We start from the raw sequence: 17,988 nt of genomic DNA, 5'->3' as shown, positions 1-17,988 counted from the left end.
GCAGCGACCGGCCCGACGGCGGTGGCGACGCGCCGGGGCCGACCTCTGACGACACGCCCGGGCGACCCGTTGTGACCGCGAGTCATCGCTGACCACGTGCTCCCGCCGAGCCCCGGCACCCCCCCGTTGCCGGGGCCCTGGCCAGCGGGGATGCGACGCGGCGCGGTGCTGAGAGCGGGCCGGGGCCTTCCTGTCCAGCCCGGCCGGGCGTGTCGGGACGTTCGTGGCCGTTTCGTGACCCGCCCGGCGGACACCCCTGTGATCGACCGGAACACCACAGCTCAGATGGGAGCGACAGCCACCATGATCGGCACCGAAGCCATCAGCCGGGTGATCGGCAGGGACGTCTACGACCAGAGCGGTGACAAGATCGGCTCGGCCTCGGAGGTCTACCTCGACGACGAGAGCGGCCAGCCGGAGTGGGTCACGGTGCGCACCGGGCTGTTCGGCACCAAGGAGTCCTTCGTGCCGATCCGGGACGCCGACCTCACCGACGAGGGGCTGCGTGTACCGGTGAGCAAGGCGCAGGTGAAGGACGCCCCGAAGATCGACACCGAGGGCCACCTGTCGCCGCAGGAGGAGCAGGAGCTCTACCGCTACTACGGCCTCGGGTCCGGCCAGGGGACGACAACCGACACCTCGATGACGACCACCGGCACCACGACGACCACCGACGCGACGACCACCGACACCACGACGACGACCGCGGGCACCGCCGGGACGGCCGGCACCGCCGGGACGGCCGGCACCGCCGGGATGGCCGGCACCGCCGGGACGACGGGCCGCACCGACCGCGACGGTGACGGCGTCTACGACGACGTGCAGGGCCGCGCCGTGGGCCGCGACACCTCGGGTCCGACCACCGACGAGGCGATGACCCGCTCGGAGGAGCGCCTGAACGTGGGCACCCGTTCCGAGGAGGTCGGCCGGGCCCGGCTGCGCAAGTACGTCGTCACCGAGAACGTGAGCGAGACGGTGCCGGTCTCCCGCGAGGAGGTCCGGGTCGAGCGCGAGCCGATCACCGACGCCAACGTCGGGCGGGCCATGGACGGCCCGGCGATCTCCGAGGAGGAGCACGAGGTCACGCTCCGCGCCGAGCGTCCGGTGGTGGAGAAGGAGGCCGTGCCGGTCGAGCGGGTGCGCCTGGACAAGGAGACAGTCACCGACCAGGAGCGGGTGTCGTCCGACGTCCGCAAGGAGGAGATCGAGGTCGACGGCGCCCAGGGCACCGGCGTGACCGGTGGCACCACCGGCCGCGACGACCGCGGCCTGGTCAACAAGGCCAAGGACGCCCTCGACCGCGACGACGACGGCCGGATCGGCCGCTGATCGCAGGGACCTGACGGTCCAGCCCGGCAGGACCGGGCACCAGACGGCGGTGGCCGGCCGAGCACCCGATCCCGGCCGGCCATCTGCCGTTCCCGGCCCGGTTCCAGGTCCACCCGACCGGGCAGGGTCACGTCGGCAGGGCGGGTGGGATGCTCGGGGCGTGAGCGAGACCACGGTGCGGCCGGTGACCGGCGCGGACGGCGGGATCGGCGGGCCTGACGAGCTCGCCGCGGCCCTCGAGACGACCGGTTACCTGCCCGACGAGGGCCTGGCGACCGCCGCGTACCTCGCACTGGCCATGCACCGCCCGCTGTTCCTCGAGGGCGAGGCCGGCGTCGGCAAGACCGCGCTGGCCCAGGCGCTGGCCCGGGTCACCGGCCGGCCCCTCTACCGGCTGCAGTGCTACGAGGGGCTCGAGGCCAGCCAGGCGCTCTACGACTGGGACTTCGGCCGGCAGCTGCTTCACCTGCGCGCCGCCGAGGCCGCGCACGCCACCGGCGACACCGAGACGCTGGAGGCGTCGCTCTACGACCGCCGCTTCCTGCTCGCGCGCCCGCTGCTGCAGGCGCTGGAGGACTCGCCGAGCGTGCTGCTGGTCGACGAGGTCGACCGCGCCGACGACGAGTTCGAGGCCTTCCTGCTCGAGGTCCTCTCCGACTTCACCATCTCCATCCCCGAGCTCGGCACCATCCGGGCCACCACCCCGCCGCTGGTCGTCCTCACCTCCAACCGCACTCGCGAGGTGCACGACGCCCTCAAGCGGCGCTGTCTCTACCACTGGCTGCAGCACCCGGACTTCGACCGGGAGGTCGCGATCCTGCGCCGCCGGCTGCCCGACGTCACCGAGCAGCTGGCCCGCGAGGTGGCCCGCGCGACGGCGAAGCTGCGCACCCTGGACCTGCTCAAGCCACCGGGGGTCGCCGAGGCGATGGACTGGGCGACCGCGCTGCACACCCTCGGTGCCCGCGAGCTGGACCCCGACGTCGCCGCGCGCACGCTGGGAGCGGTCCTCAAGTACCGGGAGGACACCGACCGCGTGCACGCCCTGGCCCGGGGGGCGCTCTTCGGTGGTTGAAGGACCCCGTCCCTCTCACCCTTCGCAGGCTCAGGGCAAGCCTCCGGACGGGGCCGTTCCAGCGCGACGCGATGTCGTCGACACGGTGCTGGGCTTCGCGCGCACCCTGCGGGTCGCCGGGGTCGGCGCCTCCCCGGACCGGGTCGAGGCGATGATGTCCGCCGTCGCGGCGCTCGACGTCCTCGACGCCACCGACGTCTACTGGTCCGGCCGGCTGACCCTGTGCGCCGGCCCGGACGACCTGGAGCGCTACGACGCGGCCTTCGCCGCGTACTTCGGCGGCGAGTCGCCGCGGCCGGTGCCCCCGGCCGCCCAGCAGCGGCAGAGGACGGTCACCACCGCGCCGCTGGACCCCGGCGCCGGCGAGGCGGACGCCGAGTCGCCGCCGGAGCTCGCCGGGCAGGCCAGCGCCGACGAGGTGCTCCGCCACCGGGACGTCGCCGAGCTGACCGGCGCCGAGCGCGAGCAGCTGCGGAGGCTGTTCGCGCTGCTGGTGCCGGCCACCCCCATGCGGCCCTCGCGCCGCCGCCGGGCCAGCCCGCACGGCGCCGTCCACGCCTCCCGCACCGTGCGCCGCGCGCTACACGACGGCGGCGAGGTCACCCGGCTGCTGCACCGGCGGGCCCGGCCCCGGCCGCGTCGCGTCGTCCTGCTGATCGACGTGTCGGGCTCGATGAGTCCCTACGCCGATTCGCTGCTCCGCTTCGCGCACGCCGCCGTCCGGGCGCGCCCGGCCGCGACCGAGGTCTTCACCGTCGGCACCCGGCTGACCCGGGTGACCCGGGAGCTACGGCTGCGCGACCCCGACAAGGCGCTGGCGGCCAGCGGCTCGGCGATCCCCGACTGGTCCGGCGGCACCCGCCTGGGCGAGGTGCTCAAGGCGTTCCTCGACCGGTGGGGCCAGCGCGGCACCGCCCGCGGCGCGGTGGTCGTCGTGTGCAGCGACGGCTGGGAGCGCGGCGGCACCGAGGTGCTGGCCGAGCAGATGGCCCGGCTGCAGCGGCTGGCGCACGCCGTCGTGTGGGTCAACCCGCACAAGGGCCGGGAGGGCTACGAGCCGCTCACCGCCGGGATGCAGGCGGCGCTGCCGTCGGTCGACCACTTCGTCGCCGGGCACAGCCTGGCGGCGTTCCAGGAGCTGGCGGGAGTGATCTCCCGTGCCTGAGCCCAGAGGAGGGCAGCCGTGCGTGACGTGCTGGAGGACCTGATCGGCTGGTGGCAGGCGGGCGAGACCGTCGGCATGGGCACGGTGGTCGCCACCTGGCGCTCCGCGCCGCGCCCGGCCGGGGCCTCGATGCTGGTCGGCCCCGACGGCACCGCGGTCGGCAGCGTCTCCGGCGGCTGCGTCGAGGGCGCGGTCTACGAGGAGGCGAAGGACGTCGTCGAGACCGGCGTCCCCACCCTCGAGCGGTACGGGGTCAGCGACGACGACGCGTTCGCCGTGGGCCTGACCTGCGGCGGGATCCTCGACGTGTTCGTCGAGCCGGTCTCCCGCGAGTCCTTCCCCGAGCTCGGCGAGGTGGCGGAGTCGGTGGAGCGGCACGAGCCGGTCGCCGTCGTCACCTGCGTCGCCGGCCCGGACGACCGGGTGGGACGGCGGCTGGTCGTCTGGCCCGACCGCAGCTCCGGCACGCTCGGCCTGCAGCGGCTGGACGACGCCGTCGTCGACGACGCCCGCGGCATGCTGGCCGCCGGCCGCACCGGGATGCTGCACGTCGGGCACGACGGCGAGCGCCGCGGCGACGACCTGTCGCTGTTCGTCAACGCCTTCGCGCCGGCCGCGCGGATGGTGGTCTTCGGCGCCATCGACTTCGCCGCCGCCGTCGCCCGGGTCGGCGCCTTCCTCGGCTACCGGGTCACCGTGTGCGACGCCCGCCCGGTCTTCGCCACGCCGAAGCGCTTCCCCGACGCGCACGAGGTCGTCGTCGAGTGGCCGCACCGCTACCTGCAGGCCGAGGTCGACGCCGGCCGGATCGACGAGCGCACCGTGCTGTGCGTGCTCACCCACGACCCCAAGTTCGACGTCCCGCTGCTGGAGGTCGCGCTGCGGCTGCCGGTGGCCTACGTGGGCGCGATGGGCTCGCGGCGGACGCACACCGAACGACTCGAGCGGCTGTCCGATGCGGGCCTGTCCAAGGAGGAGCTGTCCCGGCTGTCCTCCCCGATCGGGCTCGACCTCGGCGCCCGCACGCCCGAGGAGACGGCCATCTCGATCGCCGCGGAGGTCATCGCCGGGCGCTGGGGCGGCTCGGGAGAGCGGTTGACCAGCATCGAGGGCCCGATCCACAAGACCGCGGAGCGCTGAGGGGGCGCGAGATCTCCACAGTGGTGGTCATCACGAGCCTGATGGCCACCACTGTGCAGATCTCGCCGGTCAACGGGGCAGTCGGTATAGCGGTTTCGCGATAGTCTGGACGCTGTGCCGGAGCCGTCACGCCGCAGCGCCTTCCCGGGTCTGCAGGACCTGGCCGGACGCCGGCGGGAACTCATCACGGAGCTCGTCCGCGCCCGTCAGGAGAGCGACCTGAGCCAGACGGAGATCGCCGCCCGGATGGGGACGACGCAGTCGGCGGTCGCCCGGCTGGAGAGCGGGCAGCTCGATGCGCGGCTGTCGACCCTGGAGCGCTACGCGGCCGCCCTGGGCCGCACCGTCGAGTGGCAGGTCCGGCCGTCCCGGTCGTCCACCCGCCCCACCACCCCGGACGAGGAGTCCCCATGACCTCGCGCAGCACGTTCCCACCCCTCCCCCCGAACCCGCCGGAGCCGCCGCGGCCGCGCCACGACCCGTGGCACCCGGAACCGCGCCCGGCCGCGCCGGGTGCGGCGTCGGCGTCCGCGGCCCTGGTCGTCGGCGGGGGCGACTGGCTCGCCGAGCGGCTGCTGGAGCAGCGGATCGTGCCCCTCTCCGGCGAGCTGGACGCCGACGCCGTCAACCGGGCGGTCGGCGAGCTGGCGCTGCTCGACGCGACGGGGGACGGCCCGATCCGCCTCCGGCTCTCCGGGGTGGGCGTCGACCTCGAGGGCGCGCTGACGCTGGTGGACGCGCTCGACCTGGTCGGCGTCCCGGTGCACGCGACCAGCCTGGGCACCCTCAGCGGGCCGGCGGTCGCGGTCCTCGCCGTCGCCGGCCGGCGGGTCGCCGGCGCGCACGCGATGGTCCGGCTGTGCGAGCCCCGGGCGCCGCGGGGCGTCCCGGGGTACGCGGTGGAGGCCTGGGCCGCCGAGCACGCCCGGCAGCTGCGCCGGCTGCAGGAGCGGCTGGCCAGTGCCTGCGGGCGACCGGTCGACCAGGTGGCCGCGGACATGCGGGTCGGGAGGCTGCTCGACGCGGCGGAGGCCCGCGCCTACGGCCTGGTCGACGCCGCCGAGCCGGTCCGCTGAACGGGCTCCCCTACCGGTACGACGTCGAGGTCGTCGCGTTGCTGGCCTCGCCGGTGCACCGCTACGACGGCCGGCCCACCGGCCCCGTGCCGGCGCAGGACGGCGACCGGCGTGACGCGATCGAGGTGCGGGCCCGGTACGGCGTCGTCGGGGACCGCTACGCCGGCCGCCCGGCGCACCGCGACGCGCAGCTGACCGTGCTCGCCGTCGAGGCGCTGGAGGCGGTGGCCGCCGCGCTCGGTGCCGGACCGTTCGACCCGCACCTGGCTCGCCGCACCGTCGTCCTGCGCGGTGCGGAGGTGGAGGCCCTGCGGGGGGAGCGCTTCGCGCTGGACTCCGGGTCCGGGCCGGTGCTGCTCGGCGGCGGCCGGCCGGCCCACCCGTGCGCCTGGATGGACGTCGTCCTGGCGCCAGGCGCCCATGCGGCGCTGCGCGGCCGGGGCGGCGTGCGCTGCTCCGTGCTCTCCGACGGCGTGCTGCGGGTGGGCCCCGCCGTCCTCGCCAGCGCCGTCCCGCTGGACCCGGCCCGCGCGGGCGACGCCGTGCGGCGACACGCGAGACCGGCGGGGCCGCCGTCCCGCGCCAGTGGCGGATGATCGCGGCCGACCGGACGTCGGGTCCGGGGACGAGGGGGAGTGCCATGCGCATCCGGACCCTGGCCGTGCTGGGCACGTCCGCCCTGCTGGTGGCCGCGTGCGGTTCCGACGGCAACGGCATGGCCGAGCTCAGCGGGCCCGAGGTGGCCGACCGGGCGGCGACCGCGCTGGAGGAGGCCGGCTCGGCCGCCGTCAGCGGCGAGTACTCGATGGACGGCGAGAGCGGCGAGATCGACCTGCAGGTCCAGGGCGAGGACCTCACCGGCACCCTGTCGACGGACGGGATGGACGTCCAGCTCACCGCCGTCGGCGGGCAGGTCTACATGCAGGCGCCGGCCGACTTCTGGACCGGGTCGGGCGTGCCGGAGGAGTTCGCGGGCGAGCTGGACGGCCGCTGGGTGCTCGTCCCGGCCGACGCCGCCGCGGGCTTCCAGGAGCTGACCCTGCAGGGCCTGGCCGACGAGCTCCGCACGCCCAGCGACGGTGAGATCGAGGAGGAGGTCACCGAGGACGAGCGCGACGGCGAGCCGGTCGTGGTCGTGCGGACCGACAGCGGCGGCTTGCTCGTCGTCGCCGGCGAGGACGAGCCCTACCCGCTCGAGGTGACCAACGGCCAGGACGAGGGCACATTGACCCTCGGCGAGTTCGGCGAGGACCAGGAGATCACCGCGCCGGAGGACCCGTTGGACCTCGCCGAGCTCGGCGGCTGATCCGGCGGGACGAGCTCGACCCGGAACTCGCGCACCCCGTCGACGTACTCGACGTCGACGCGTTGGCCGCGGGCCCGGCCCAGGGCGATCACCCGCTCGAGGTCGTCGAGCCGGGCGTGGCGGAGCACGGCCGTCAGCGACCGGTGCGCCCCGACGGTGCGGAGGCCGTCGTAGAGCCGGAAGTCACCGCCGAGGAACACGGTGGCCGCCCGGCGGGCGGGTGCACCGGTCAGCCGTACGGCGACCGGCCGGCCGCCGGTGAGTGCGGCAGCGGTCGCGGGCAGCAGGTCCGGGTCGCCGTAGGTCAGGGGTGGCGCCTCGACGGTCGTGGTGGTCACGTCGGCCTCCGTGGTGCGTCCCCGGTGGTACGGGAGAACCGTGCGCCCACGGGAGGCCGCCGGCCAGATCGGTTGGTCCCGGGTCGGAGGACCCGGCTCGGCCCGGGAGGACCCGGCTCGGCCCAGGACGACGCGGCTCAGCCCAGGACGGCGCGGACGGCGGCTGGGGCCTCCGTCGCCCGCAGCAGCGGCGCGACCCGGCCGCCTCCGGCGGCGGCCAGGGCGGCGCACCCGGCCTCCGACTCGGGCTCCGCGGACAGCGACAGCACGTGCAGCCGGGCGCCGGCGCGGACCAGCGCGGCCGCGGCCGGCAGGGGGTCGGGGCTCTCGGTGGGCACGCCGTCGGAGAGCAGCACGACGTCCCTGGTCGTCGCCCGGGACCGGGCCAGCTGCGTGGCCGCGGTGCGCAGCCCGAGGTCCAGGTCGGTGGTCCCGCCACCGCGGAGGTCGAACAGCCGGTCCACGACCAGGTCGGTGCGCGGGTCGGCCGACAGCGGCCGCAGGACCACCGCCCTCGACCAGAAGGCGACGACGGCGAGCTCGTCGTCCGGGCGCATCCGCTGGGCCAGCGCCGAGGCGGTCAGGACGGCGACCGCGAGCTCGTCCCCGGCCACGGACCCGGACGCATCGACCAGCAGCACGCAGGACCGGCCGGTGGACCGCCAGCCGCGGGTGCGCAGGTGGGCAGCGCGCCAGTGCGGCTCGGCGCCGCGGGCGGCCAGGGTGGCGTCGAGGTCGAGGTCGCTGCCGGTGTCGTCCCGGCGGGTCACCACCCGGCGGGTCCCGGGGCGGTCGGGGACGCCGGATCGCGGGGCCCCCACCGGCAGCCGGCAGGCCAGGGCCCGGGCGGCCGCGCGCAGCCCGGGGTCGAAGGCCCGGCCCATGGCGGTCAGGAGCCGGGAGGCCGCCTCGGGATCCCGCGCGGCGAGGTCGCGCAGCGCCTGCTCGTCGAGCCGGCCCGCCTGCGGGGAGACCTGCTGGAAGTCCGGGTGGGCGCGGCTGAGCTCGTCGCGGCCGGACCGGCGGGCCGCGTGCCGGCGGAGCAGTTGCTCCACCTCGCCCGGGTCCTCGACCGCGGCCGGTTGCGGCGGGTGCCCGCCGGGTGGCGGCGCTGCCGGGGTCGACCGGTCCGCCTCGTCGGCGGTCAGGCTTTTCCCAGCTCCTCACCCGCCCGGCGCCAGATGTCGGCGACGACGTCCTCCACCGGGCGGGCCGCGCCGTCGGCGAGCGTCACCTTGCCGGTCAGGGCGGCGAGCGCGGCGTCCAGGCCGGTGCTGTCCCCGATGCCCTCGTGCCCGCGGACGGTGGCCAGCTCCACCGCGATGAGCACGGTGTCGATGGCGCCGCGCACCGAGGCGCCGATCCGCAGCTCGGGGTGGTCGCGGGTGATCCGCACCGCGCGCACCGCCCGGGCGACCAGCGGCGCGGGCCCGCCGGTGGCGGCGGTGACGACGGCGACCTCGGCGTCCTCGTCCTGGTAGCCCATGGCGACGCGGCAGGACCGGTCGTAGAGGGCGGGGGTGACCCGGGCGGTGCCCACGGCGTCGAACGGGTTCATCGCCGCCACCAGCCGGAACGTGGGACGGGCGGTCACCCGGCCGTAGCGGGGGACGTGCATCTCCCGCTCGGAGAGGACGCCGAGCAGGACGTTCATCGTCTCCTCCGGCACCCGGTTGAACTCCTCCACGTAGAGGACGGCGCCGTCGGTCATGGCTCGGGTCAGCGGGCCGGGGACGAAGTTCTCGGCGCGGTAGTCCTCGGTGAGCACCCGCGAGGCGTCGTGGTGGCCGACCAGCCGGGCCGGGGTGAGCTCGGCGTTGCCCTCCACCAGCACCAGCGGCACGCCCGCGCCGTCGGCCAGCGCGCGCAGCAGCGTCGTCTTCCCGGTGCCCGGCGGCCCCTCGAGCAGCACGTTCCGGCCGGCCGACAGCGCCGCGACGACGACCTCGGCCTCCCGGATGCGGGCGACGACCCGCTCGCGGGCGACCCGGACCATGCCGGTGACGTCCAGCCGCCGGGTCTCGGTGGGTGTGCTCACGGTGCTCCCCGCTGAACGCGCGACCGGGGCGCCCCTCGGCGAGAGACGCCCCGGCCCTGGTGTGGTACTGGAACGGCCCCCTTCCAGTGCCCCGCCCCGAGCCTGCGAGGGGTGGGGAGGAAGGGTGGCCCCCTCGCAGGGTCCCGCCGCGAGCTCGCGAGCGGCGGGGGCGAGGGGTCCTTCTAGTAGATGATCACGCCGCGGATGGTCTTGCCGGCGTGCATGTCCTCGTAACCCTGGTTGATCTCGTCGAGCGTGTACCGCTTGGTGACCAGCTCGTCGAGCTTGAGGTTCCCCTCCTGGTAGAGCCGCAGCATCTTGAGGATGTCGGTGTGCGGGTTGGAGTCGCCGAACATGGCGCCCTTGATCTCCTTGGCGAAGAGCGTGAGCTCGCCGATGGAGATGGGCAGTCCGACCTCCTGGATGTTGCCCAGGCCGGTGACGACGACGGTGCCGGCCTTGCGGATCGAGGAGAACGCCTGGGAGACGTGCTCCCCGGTGGTGACCCCGACGGTGACGACGGCCTTGTCGGCGCCCTGCCCGTTGGTGACGCTGCGGGCGAAGTCGGCGGCTTCGTCGATGCTCTCGAAGGCGTGCGTGGCGCCGAGCTCCTGGGCCTTCTCGCGCTTGAACGCGACCGGGTCCACGGCGATGACGTTGCTCGCGCCGGCGTGCGCAGCGCCCTGGACGGCGTTGATGCCGATGCCGCCGATGCCCATGACGATCACCGTGTCGCCCGGCTCCACCCCGGCCGCGGTGACCGCCGAGCCCCATCCGGTGCCCACGCCGCAGCCGGTGAGGCAGGCCACGTCCAGCGGGATGTCGTCGGGGATCTTGACCGCCGACTCGGCGTTGACCGTGGTCACCCCGGCGAACGTGCCCAGGCCGCACATCTGCCCGACGGCGGTGCCGTCGGAGAGGGAGAACCGGAAGCTCTCCGGGTCGTCGAAGCGGGCCCCGACGAGCAGGCCGGCGCCCAGGTCGCACAGGTAGCTCAGGCCGCTGGCGCACCAGCGGCACCGGCCGCAGGCCGGCAGGAACGAGAAGACGACGTGGTCGCCCTCCTTGAAGCCCTTGGTGTTGGGGCCGACGGCGGTGACGACCCCGGAACCCTCGTGGCCGCCGCACATCGGGTAGTGCGCCATGGGGATGTCCCCGGTGGCCAGGTGGTCGTCCGAGTGGCACATCCCGGACGCGGCCAACTTGACCTGCAGCTCGCCGGGCCGCGGGTCGTCGGCGATCAGGTCCACGACCTCGTACTTGCCGGGAGCGGAGCGGATGATCGCCCCGCGGGTGTTGACGGGCACCCAAGACCTCCTCGTCTCTGGCCTGCACCAGTGCAGGACCGTGCCGGGGGACCGTATGGCCCAGGTCACACCCAGGGGAAATCGGCTGCAACGTCGTCGCTACCCCCCGGTGCGCCGGCTGGGACAGTGGCGCCGTGACCGAGCGCCCGGTGGTCGTCGTCGGCGCCGGGCCGGTCGGGCTGACGGCGGCGCTGCTGCTCGCCCGCCGCGGGCTGCCGGTGGTGGTGCTCGAGCGGCAGCCCGCCCCCTACGGGCAACCGCGCGCGGTGCACCTGGACGACGAGGCGCTGCGCGCCCTGGCCGACGCCGGGGTCGCCGAGGCGTTCCTGCGGGTCAGCCGTCCGACACGGGGGCTGCGCCTGCTCGACGGCCGCCACCGGGTGCTCGCCGAGTTCGCCCGCTCGTCGTCGGCGGGGCTGCACGGCTGGCCGCAGGGGTCGATGTTCTCCCAGCCGGACCTGGAGGAGCTGCTGCTGGCCGCCGTCCGCCAGGAGCCGCTCGTCGAGCTGCACGCCGGCTGCGAGCTGCTCGACCTGACACCGGACGGCGTCGTCGCCCTGGACCGCGCCTCCGGTGCGCGGTCGTGGGTGCGGGCCGCGGCGGTGCTGGGCTGCGACGGCGCGAACAGCACGGTGCGGACCCTGATCGGGGCGCGGATGCGCGACCTCGGCCGGCCCGACCGCTGGCTGGTCGCCGACCTGCGCTCGCCGGTGCCGCTGCCGCTGTGGCCCGGGGTGCACCAGGTGTGCGACCCGCAGCGGGCGGCCACGGCCATGCCGGTGTCGGGCGACCGCTACCGCGTGGAGTTCCGCCTGCTGCCCGGCGAGACCCGCGACGACCTGGCCGCCCGGCTGCCCGGACTGCTGGCCCCCTGGGGCGCGGCGGACGTCGAGGTGGTGCGGACCGCCGAGTACGTCTACCGGGCGCAGGTGGCCGACCGCTGGCGCGCCGGTCGCGTGCTGCTCGCCGGGGACGCCGCCCACCTCACCCCGCCGTTCATCGGGCAGGGGCTGGGCCTCGGGCTGCGCGACGTCCACCAGCTCAGCTGGAAGCTGGCCGCGGTGCTGGCCGGCACCGCCCCCGAGCGGCTGCTCGACACCCACCAGGCCGAGCGCGAGCCGCACGCGCGGGCGATGGTCCGGCTGGCGCTGCTGGTGGGCCGGCTGATGACCGGTGGCGGCCGGAGCGCCGCGGTGCTGCGGCGCGAGGTGCTGGCGGGTGTGGGCCGGGTCCCCGCCGTCGCCCGCTTCGCCACCGACAGCCGCACCCCGCCGCTGCGCCGCGGCCCGCTGGTGGTGCGCCGCGGCCGGGCCGGCCGGCGGCTCGCGGGCACGCTCCTGCCGCGTGCGGCCGTCCGGCTCGACGGCCGCGAGGTGGCGGTGGACGACGTCCTCGGGCCCGGGACGGCACGGCTGCGGCTGCTCGCCCCCGGGCGGCTGGCGGTACGACCGGAGGGTGGGCGGGAGGTCGAGGTCGCCGACGTCTCCGGCGCGCTCACCGCGTGGCTGGGGCGGGGCCGGGCGGGCGCCGCCGTCGTCCGGCCGGACCGGATCGTGCTCTCCGCGTCCTGAGCCGCGTGGGCCCCGGGGTTCCGGGTACGGCGGGTGCATGCAGATCGACAAGAACCAGATCCTCGAACTCCTCCGCAACCAGGGCGATGACGCCAAGGCGCAGCAGGCCGACCAGGAGCTGCCGGGCACCGTCGACACCGACCAGCACGCCGGCATCCTCGAGAAGCTGGGCCTCTCGCCCATGGACCTGATCAGCAAGCTCGGCGGCGGTGGCGGAGGGCTGGGCGGCCTGCTCGGCGGCCGCTGACCCGGCGCTCTGTGCACTCGTCGTGGTCTCCGGTCGGTTCGAGACCACGACGAGTGCACATCCGGCGAGCGACGGGACGGCGCCGGTTCCCCCGGCCGGGTCGTCGCCTGGCCGGGCAGTGACCCGCTGTCGACCATGACCACATCTGTAGCTGCTCACTATCCCGTGGTGGGCCGGATCCCTGATCTTCGGCTCCCTCTGGGCCGTCCTCATGACGCTGACCTGGCGGTTCTTTGATCTCGAGAGCTAGACCCAGGCGATGTCCCTGCCGTCATCACCGGCGTCCTCTTCGGTGCAGTGATCGGCCCGATAGCGGCCGGTGACAACCGCCGCTTCCGGGAGGCCGCCGGCGCCCCGTCGCCGGACCGGCTGCGTCAGGCGGCGAGGCTGGCCCGACGCGGCCCGGTGCCCCACGACCCCGAGCTGCGCCAGTCGGCTCGCCGGGTGGCGTTGCAGCAGCGTGAGGAGATCGTGCGGCTGCGTTGGTGGGCCTTGCCGTTCTTCGCGGTGGTGCTCGTCCTCGCGGTGTGGCTGGCACTGACCAGCTCGCCGGCGTGGCCAGGGTGGTTGCTGACCGCCACAGTGGTTCCCACGCTGGCTGAACAACTCATCCCGCCGCGCCACCTGGCCCGCCGCGCGGAATTGCTCGCCGACCCGCCGGGGGAACAGCTCAGACCTGAGCCGACGGGGATGTGCGATGAGTGTGGTGTCCGTCCGGAGCGAGACCACACTGACCGCACACCGGTGGGCTGTGGAGCGAGCCTCGGAGGACCCGGCATGCTCCTCGGGTGAGTTACGACGTCGCCGCCGTCCGCGCCTGCTTCCCCGCCCTGCGCGCCGGGGTCGCCCACTTCGACGGTCCGGGCGGCTCCCAGGTGCCCGAGTCGGTGGCCGCCGCGGTCGCGGCCACCCTCACCGCGCCGATCGCCAACCGCGGGCGGGTCACCCAGGCGGAGCGGACCGCGGACGACGTCGTCCTCGCGGCCCGGCAGGCGGTCGCGGACCTCGTCGCCGGCGATCCCGGCGGGGTGGTGTTCGGTCGCAGCGCGACCCAGCTGGCCTACGACCTCTCGCGCGTGCTCTCCGCAGGGTGGGGGCCGGGCGACGAGGTCGTGGTGACCCGGCTGGACCACGACGCGAACGTCCGCCCGTGGGTGCAGGCCGCGCAGGCCCGCGGGGCGATCGTGCGCTGGGCGGAGTTCGACCAGGCCACCGGCGAGCTGGTCCCCGAGGCGGTGGGCGGGCTGCTGTCCGATCGCACCCGGCTGGTCGCGGTCACCGGCGCGTCCAACCTCATCGGCACCCGGCCGGACGTCGCGGCGATCAGCGCCCTCGCCCACGACGCCGGCGCGCTCACCTACGTCGACGGCGTGCACCTCACCGCGCACGTCGCCGTCGACGTCGCCGCGCTGGGCGCCGACCTCTACAGCTGCTCCCCGTACAAGTTCCTCGGCCCGCACCTCGGCTGCGTCGTCGCGGACCCCGCCCTGCTGGAGACGCTGCACCCGGACAAGCTGCTGCCCTCCACCGACGCCGTCCCCGAGCGGTTCGAGCTGGGCACGCTGCCCTACGAGCTCCTGGCCGGAACCACCGCCGCGGTCGACTTCCTGGCTGGGCTCGGCGGCCCGGAGGGCGACCGCCGCGCCCGGCTGGAGGTCGGCATGGCGGCGCTGGAGGAGCACGAGGACCGGCTGCGGGAGCGCATCGAGGACGGCGTCCGCGCGCTGCCCGGCGTCACCGTGTGGTCCCGGGCTGAGCGGCGCACCCCGACGCTGCTGCTCACGTTCGACGGGCGGGACGCCGCCGACGCGTACCGCTTCCTCGCCGAGCTCGGGGTGAACGCCCCGGCCGGGTCGTTCTACGCGATCGAGGCCTCCCGCTGGCTCGGGCTGGGCGACACCGGCGGCCTGCGGGTCGGGCTCGCGCCCTACACCGACGACGAGGACGTCGACCGGCTGCTCGCCGGGCTGGGGGACTGGCTCGCCGCCTGACCGGTGCAGACGAGGTGCCTTTCGCGCGCGGAAGGCTGTTCGGTCGTACGCGACCGAAACGTGTGACAGCGGTCACGGCCGGGTTAGTCTGGGCGGCACCGCCCGAGACCCCGGAGGTCGTCGTGTCCGATGCCGCGTGCGCTCCCCGAGCAGGGTGTCGATGACCGCCGCCGCCCCGGCCCGGCTCGCGCGCCCGGCCGGCCTCGCGGTCCGGGAGCCGGGAGCCCGTCCGGCCCCGGCCGTGGCGGCGTTCAGCAAGTACCTGGTGCCCGAGGTCGTCTTCGGCTGGGGCGCGCTGTCCGAGGCCGGCTGGGCGGCCCGGCGGCTGGGCGCACAGCGGCCGTTCGTCGTCACCGACGCCGGGCTGGTGCGGGCCGGCTGGTGGAGCGAGCTCGCCGGCCACCTCGCCGAGGCCGGGCTGCGGGCGACCGTCTGGCAGGACCTGACGCCAAACCCCAAGGACCACGAGGTCGCCGCCGGCGCCGAGCGCTACCTGGAGAGCGGCTGCGACGTCATCGTCGGCCTCGGCGGTGGCTCGGTGATCGACGCGGCGAAGGCGATCGCGGTCGTGGCCAGCAACGGCGGGCGGATCCTGGACTACGAGGGTGTGGACAAGGTCACCGCCGCCATCCCGCCGACCGTGATGTGTCCCAGCACCGCGGGCACCGGCGCCGACGTCTCGCAGTTCGCCGTCATCACCGACACCACCCGCCGGCTCAAGGCCACGCTGATCGGCCGGGCGCTGGTGCCGGACATCTCGATCACCGACCCGCGGCTGCTCACCACGATGCCCGACGACCTCGCCGCCGCCACCGGCCTGGACGCGCTCACCCACGGCATCGAGGCGTTCGTGTCCCGGGCGGCCGGCCCGCTCACCGACGTCCACGCGCTGCACGCCATCGAGCTGATCTGCGGCTCGCTGCGCGCCACCCTCGACCGGCCGGAGGACCCGGCCGCGCGCACGGCCATGGCGCAGGCCAGCCTCGAGGCCGGGCTGGCCTTCACCAACGCGATACTCGGCGCCACGCACGCCATGAGCCACCAGGTCGGCGGCCTGCTCGACCTGCCGCACGGCGTCGTCAACGGCGTCCTGCTGCCGCACGTCATCCGGTTCAACGCGCGCAGTGCGCCGGACCGGTTCACCCCCGTCGCGCGGGCCATGGGCATCGACGTCACCGGGCTGCCGGCCGACGTCGCCGCCGAGGAGGCCGCCGCCGCGGTCGGCCGGCTCGCCGCGGACCTCGGCTGCCCGCGCGGGCTGGCCGAGCTGGGCGTGCGGGAGGCCGACATCGACACCCTGGCCACCACCACGCTCGGCGACGCGTGCCTGTCGACCAACCCCCGCGACGCCGACCACCACGACGTCACCGCGCTGTTCCGCTCCGCCCTGTGACGCCCCGCTGATGCGCGCCCCGGACATCTCCCAGCTCACCGGGCTGCGCTCGTCGAAGCCGAGCTGGTACGCCGAGTACCGGCAGACCGCGGAGAACCTCGACCGCGCCCTCGGGTCCCTGGAGCACATCGCCGGCGTCCTGTCGGCCACCGGGCAGGGCGCCGACGCGCTGTGCCGGGCGGTCGTCGACGCCACCGCCGAGCACCTCGGCGAGCCGTGGGCGGTGCTCGCGCTGTCCGGGACGGCGCTGCCGCTCGCCCGCCCGCGGATGCTCGGCCGCGGCCCCTCCGGGGTCGGCGTGGGACACCTGGAGCTGCTGCCGGAGGTGGTGCGCCGCCCGGTCGCCGAGGCGCTGGAGGCCGACGCCGTCGAGCCGTGGCAGACCGCCGACGGCGCGGTCGTCGTCCCCCTGGTGGTGGACGGCGAGCCGGTCGGCGCGCTGGTCGCCTGCGGCGGGCCCCGGCGGACGGCGACCGCCGCGGACCTGGCCATCCTGCGGATCGTGGCCAACCAGTCGGCGGTCGCGCTGCTCTCGGACCACCTGCTGGCCCGGTCGGAGGGGCTGCGCCGGCAGACCGAGGAGCTCTACGCGCAGGCCCAGGAGCGCGCCCGGGACCTCGCCGAGCGGCACGAGCAGCTGGCCGAGGCCGAGCGGCGGCTGGACGTCGCCGCGCAGCGCGAGGCGGTGGACGCCGAACGGCACCGGATCGCCCGCGAGCTGCACGACAGCGTGGCCCAGCACGTGCTCTCGGCCGGGATGACCATCGAGTGGTGCCGCCCGGAGGTGGCCCACCACGGCGAGGTCTACGAGCGGCTCGGGCACGCCAAGGCGCTGACCCGGGAGGCGGTGGAGCGGCTGCGCGGCGCCATCCACGCGCTCTCCTCCGACGGGCACGGCGACGGCGACGGGCTGCCCGCGCTGCTCGGCCGGCTCTCCGACGTGGCGCCGGTGCCGGGCCTCGCGGTCGCCGTCCGGGTGGAGGGGCGCCCGCGCGAGCTGCCGCCCGAGGTGGAGCACTCGCTGTTCCGGATCGCCTCGGAGTGCCTGTTCAACACCGCGCGGCACGCGCACGCGACCCGGAGCACCGTGCGGCTGGCGTACCGGCCCGACGAGCTGCGGCTGTCGGTCGCCGACGACGGCCGCGGCGACCCCGAGGTGCTGCGCCGGGCGCTGCGGGCCTCCGGGGGCCGGGACGACGGGTACCACCGCGGGCTGGGCAACATCGCCTCCCGCTGCCAGGAGATGGGAGCGACGGTGCGGTTCACGCGGGCCCGGATGGGCGGGGTGCGGGTCGAGGTCCGGATGCCGTGGGACGTCGTCGATGACTGAGCGGACCGCGGGGACCATCCGGCTGGTCATCGTCGACGACCACGCGATCGTCCGGCAGGGGCTGCGCTCGATCCTGGAGCGCGAGCCCGACATCGAGGTGGTGGGCGAGGCGGCGTCCGCGGGGGAGGCGCTGGACCTGGTGGCCGCCAGCCGGCCGCACATCGTGCTGCTCGACCTGAAGCTCTCGGCCGGCTCCGACGTCGCCGGCCTCGCCCTGTGCGGCCAGCTCACCGCCACGACCCCCGCCCCCGGCGTGCTGGTGGTGACGACCTTCCTCGACCAGCAGCTGGTGCTCGAGGCGATCCAGCGCGGCGCCCGCGGCTACGTGCTCAAGGACGTCGACGCCGTGGCGCTGGTGGCCGCGATCCGGGCCGTCCGCCGCGGGGAGAGCGCCTTCGACAGCCACAGCGCGACGATGGTGGTGCGCTCGCTCGCCGCACCGGCGCCGTCCCCCGCGGCCGCGGCCGGGCCGGACCTCACCGTCCGCGAGCGCGAGGTGCTCACCCTGCTGGCGCGCGGGCTGTCCAACGAGGCGATCGGCCGGGAGCTGTTCATCTCCGCGACGACGGCGAAGTTCCACGTCGGCAACGTCATGCGCAAACTCGCTGTGTCCCGGCGCGCCGAGGCCGTCTACGCCGGCTCGAAGCTGGGTCTCATCTAGCCCGCGGCGACACGCGGGACG

18 protein-coding genes are annotated in these 17,988 nt (G+C 75.7%); 15 read left to right on the top strand and 3 right to left on the bottom strand.

Going from position 1 to position 17,988, the window contains the following annotated elements:
- Positions 1 to 303: 303 nt before the first annotated feature.
- The 8 genes from ACI78Z_RS12735 (at position 304) to ACI78Z_RS12700 (ending at position 7,091) form a co-directional block, all read left to right on the top strand.
- A complete protein-coding gene (locus ACI78Z_RS12735) occupies positions 304 to 1,329 on the top strand; it encodes a DUF2382 domain-containing protein (protein ID WP_457036902.1) in 1,026 nt (341 codons plus the stop codon).
- 160 nt (positions 1,330 to 1,489) lie between these two features.
- Positions 1,490 to 2,404 (top strand): AAA family ATPase, encoded by a 915-nt coding sequence (locus tag ACI78Z_RS12730; protein ID WP_457036901.1) that lies wholly within the window; start codon positions 1,490 to 1,492, stop codon positions 2,402 to 2,404.
- 85 nt (positions 2,405 to 2,489) lie between these two features.
- Positions 2,490 to 3,569 (top strand): vWA domain-containing protein, encoded by a 1,080-nt coding sequence (locus ACI78Z_RS12725; protein ID WP_457036900.1) that lies wholly within the window; start codon positions 2,490 to 2,492, stop codon positions 3,567 to 3,569.
- A gap of 18 nt (positions 3,570 to 3,587) precedes the next feature.
- Complete coding sequence (locus ACI78Z_RS12720) at positions 3,588 to 4,709, top strand: XdhC family protein (RefSeq protein WP_457036899.1); 1,122 nt, start codon at positions 3,588 to 3,590, stop codon at positions 4,707 to 4,709.
- A gap of 114 nt (positions 4,710 to 4,823) precedes the next feature.
- A complete protein-coding gene (locus ACI78Z_RS12715) occupies positions 4,824 to 5,123 on the top strand; it encodes a helix-turn-helix domain-containing protein (protein WP_457036898.1) in 300 nt (99 codons plus the stop codon).
- Positions 5,120 to 5,785, top strand: coding sequence for a ClpP family protease (locus ACI78Z_RS12710; protein ID WP_457036897.1), 666 nt, complete (start codon positions 5,120 to 5,122; stop codon positions 5,783 to 5,785). Before ACI78Z_RS12715 ends, ACI78Z_RS12710 begins: the two co-directional genes overlap by 4 nt.
- 38 nt (positions 5,786 to 5,823) lie before the next feature.
- Positions 5,824 to 6,381: an MOSC domain-containing protein gene (locus tag ACI78Z_RS12705; RefSeq protein WP_457036896.1), complete on the top strand. Its 558-nt coding sequence runs from the start codon at positions 5,824 to 5,826 to the stop codon at positions 6,379 to 6,381.
- A gap of 44 nt (positions 6,382 to 6,425) precedes the next feature.
- Positions 6,426 to 7,091 carry a hypothetical protein gene (locus ACI78Z_RS12700; RefSeq protein ID WP_457036895.1) on the top strand — a complete coding sequence of 222 codons (666 nt, stop codon included), beginning with the start codon at positions 6,426 to 6,428 and terminating at the stop codon, positions 7,089 to 7,091.
- Between the two features lie 475 nt (positions 7,092 to 7,566).
- Here the strand turns inward: ACI78Z_RS12700 and ACI78Z_RS12695 are convergent, their stop codons facing one another.
- The 3 genes from ACI78Z_RS12695 to ACI78Z_RS12685 all read right to left on the bottom strand — a co-directional run bounded on the left by ACI78Z_RS12695 (position 7,567) and on the right by ACI78Z_RS12685 (position 10,774).
- Positions 7,567 to 8,484 carry a vWA domain-containing protein gene (locus ACI78Z_RS12695; protein ID WP_457036894.1) on the bottom strand — a complete coding sequence of 306 codons (918 nt, stop codon included), beginning with the start codon at positions 8,482 to 8,484 and terminating at the stop codon, positions 7,567 to 7,569.
- An 89-nt stretch (positions 8,485 to 8,573) separates the two neighbouring features.
- Positions 8,574 to 9,467, bottom strand: coding sequence for an AAA family ATPase (locus ACI78Z_RS12690; RefSeq protein WP_457036893.1), 894 nt, complete (start codon positions 9,465 to 9,467; stop codon positions 8,574 to 8,576).
- A 182-nt stretch (positions 9,468 to 9,649) separates the two neighbouring features.
- On the bottom strand, positions 9,650 to 10,774 hold the full coding sequence (locus ACI78Z_RS12685; protein WP_457036892.1) for an NDMA-dependent alcohol dehydrogenase: 1,125 nt from the start codon (positions 10,772 to 10,774) through the stop codon (positions 9,650 to 9,652).
- Between the two features lie 134 nt (positions 10,775 to 10,908).
- Here ACI78Z_RS12685 and ACI78Z_RS12680 point away from each other — a divergent pair, with 134 nt between their 5' ends.
- The 7 genes from ACI78Z_RS12680 to ACI78Z_RS12650 all read left to right on the top strand — a co-directional run bounded on the left by ACI78Z_RS12680 (position 10,909) and on the right by ACI78Z_RS12650 (position 17,967).
- Complete coding sequence (locus ACI78Z_RS12680; RefSeq protein ID WP_457036891.1) at positions 10,909 to 12,345, top strand: bifunctional 3-(3-hydroxy-phenyl)propionate/3-hydroxycinnamic acid hydroxylase; 1,437 nt, start codon at positions 10,909 to 10,911, stop codon at positions 12,343 to 12,345.
- 37 nt (positions 12,346 to 12,382) lie between these two features.
- On the top strand, positions 12,383 to 12,592 hold the full coding sequence (locus tag ACI78Z_RS12675) for a hypothetical protein (protein ID WP_456880714.1): 210 nt from the start codon (positions 12,383 to 12,385) through the stop codon (positions 12,590 to 12,592).
- 444 nt (positions 12,593 to 13,036) lie between these two features.
- Entirely contained in the window at positions 13,037 to 13,384 is a 348-nt protein-coding gene (locus ACI78Z_RS12670) for a hypothetical protein (protein WP_457036890.1), read from the top strand.
- Positions 13,381 to 14,583 carry a cysteine desulfurase-like protein gene (locus tag ACI78Z_RS12665; RefSeq protein ID WP_457036889.1) on the top strand — a complete coding sequence of 401 codons (1,203 nt, stop codon included), beginning with the start codon at positions 13,381 to 13,383 and terminating at the stop codon, positions 14,581 to 14,583. Before ACI78Z_RS12670 ends, ACI78Z_RS12665 begins: the two co-directional genes overlap by 4 nt.
- Positions 14,584 to 14,743: 160 nt before the next feature.
- Positions 14,744 to 15,976 carry an iron-containing alcohol dehydrogenase gene (locus ACI78Z_RS12660; RefSeq protein ID WP_457036888.1) on the top strand — a complete coding sequence of 411 codons (1,233 nt, stop codon included), beginning with the start codon at positions 14,744 to 14,746 and terminating at the stop codon, positions 15,974 to 15,976.
- Positions 15,977 to 15,986: 10 nt separating this feature from the next.
- A complete protein-coding gene (locus ACI78Z_RS12655) occupies positions 15,987 to 17,306 on the top strand; it encodes a histidine kinase (protein ID WP_457036887.1) in 1,320 nt (439 codons plus the stop codon).
- Complete coding sequence (locus ACI78Z_RS12650) at positions 17,299 to 17,967, top strand: MadR family response regulator transcription factor (RefSeq protein ID WP_457036886.1); 669 nt, start codon at positions 17,299 to 17,301, stop codon at positions 17,965 to 17,967. The genes ACI78Z_RS12655 and ACI78Z_RS12650 overlap by 8 nt, the downstream gene beginning before the upstream one ends.
- Positions 17,968 to 17,988 lie beyond the last annotated feature (21 nt).

Source organism: Geodermatophilus sp. SYSU D01176, assembly GCF_054050015.1.
The sequence above is the reverse complement of the archived record's forward strand: the minus strand, read 5'-3'. Positions and strand labels throughout refer to the sequence as shown.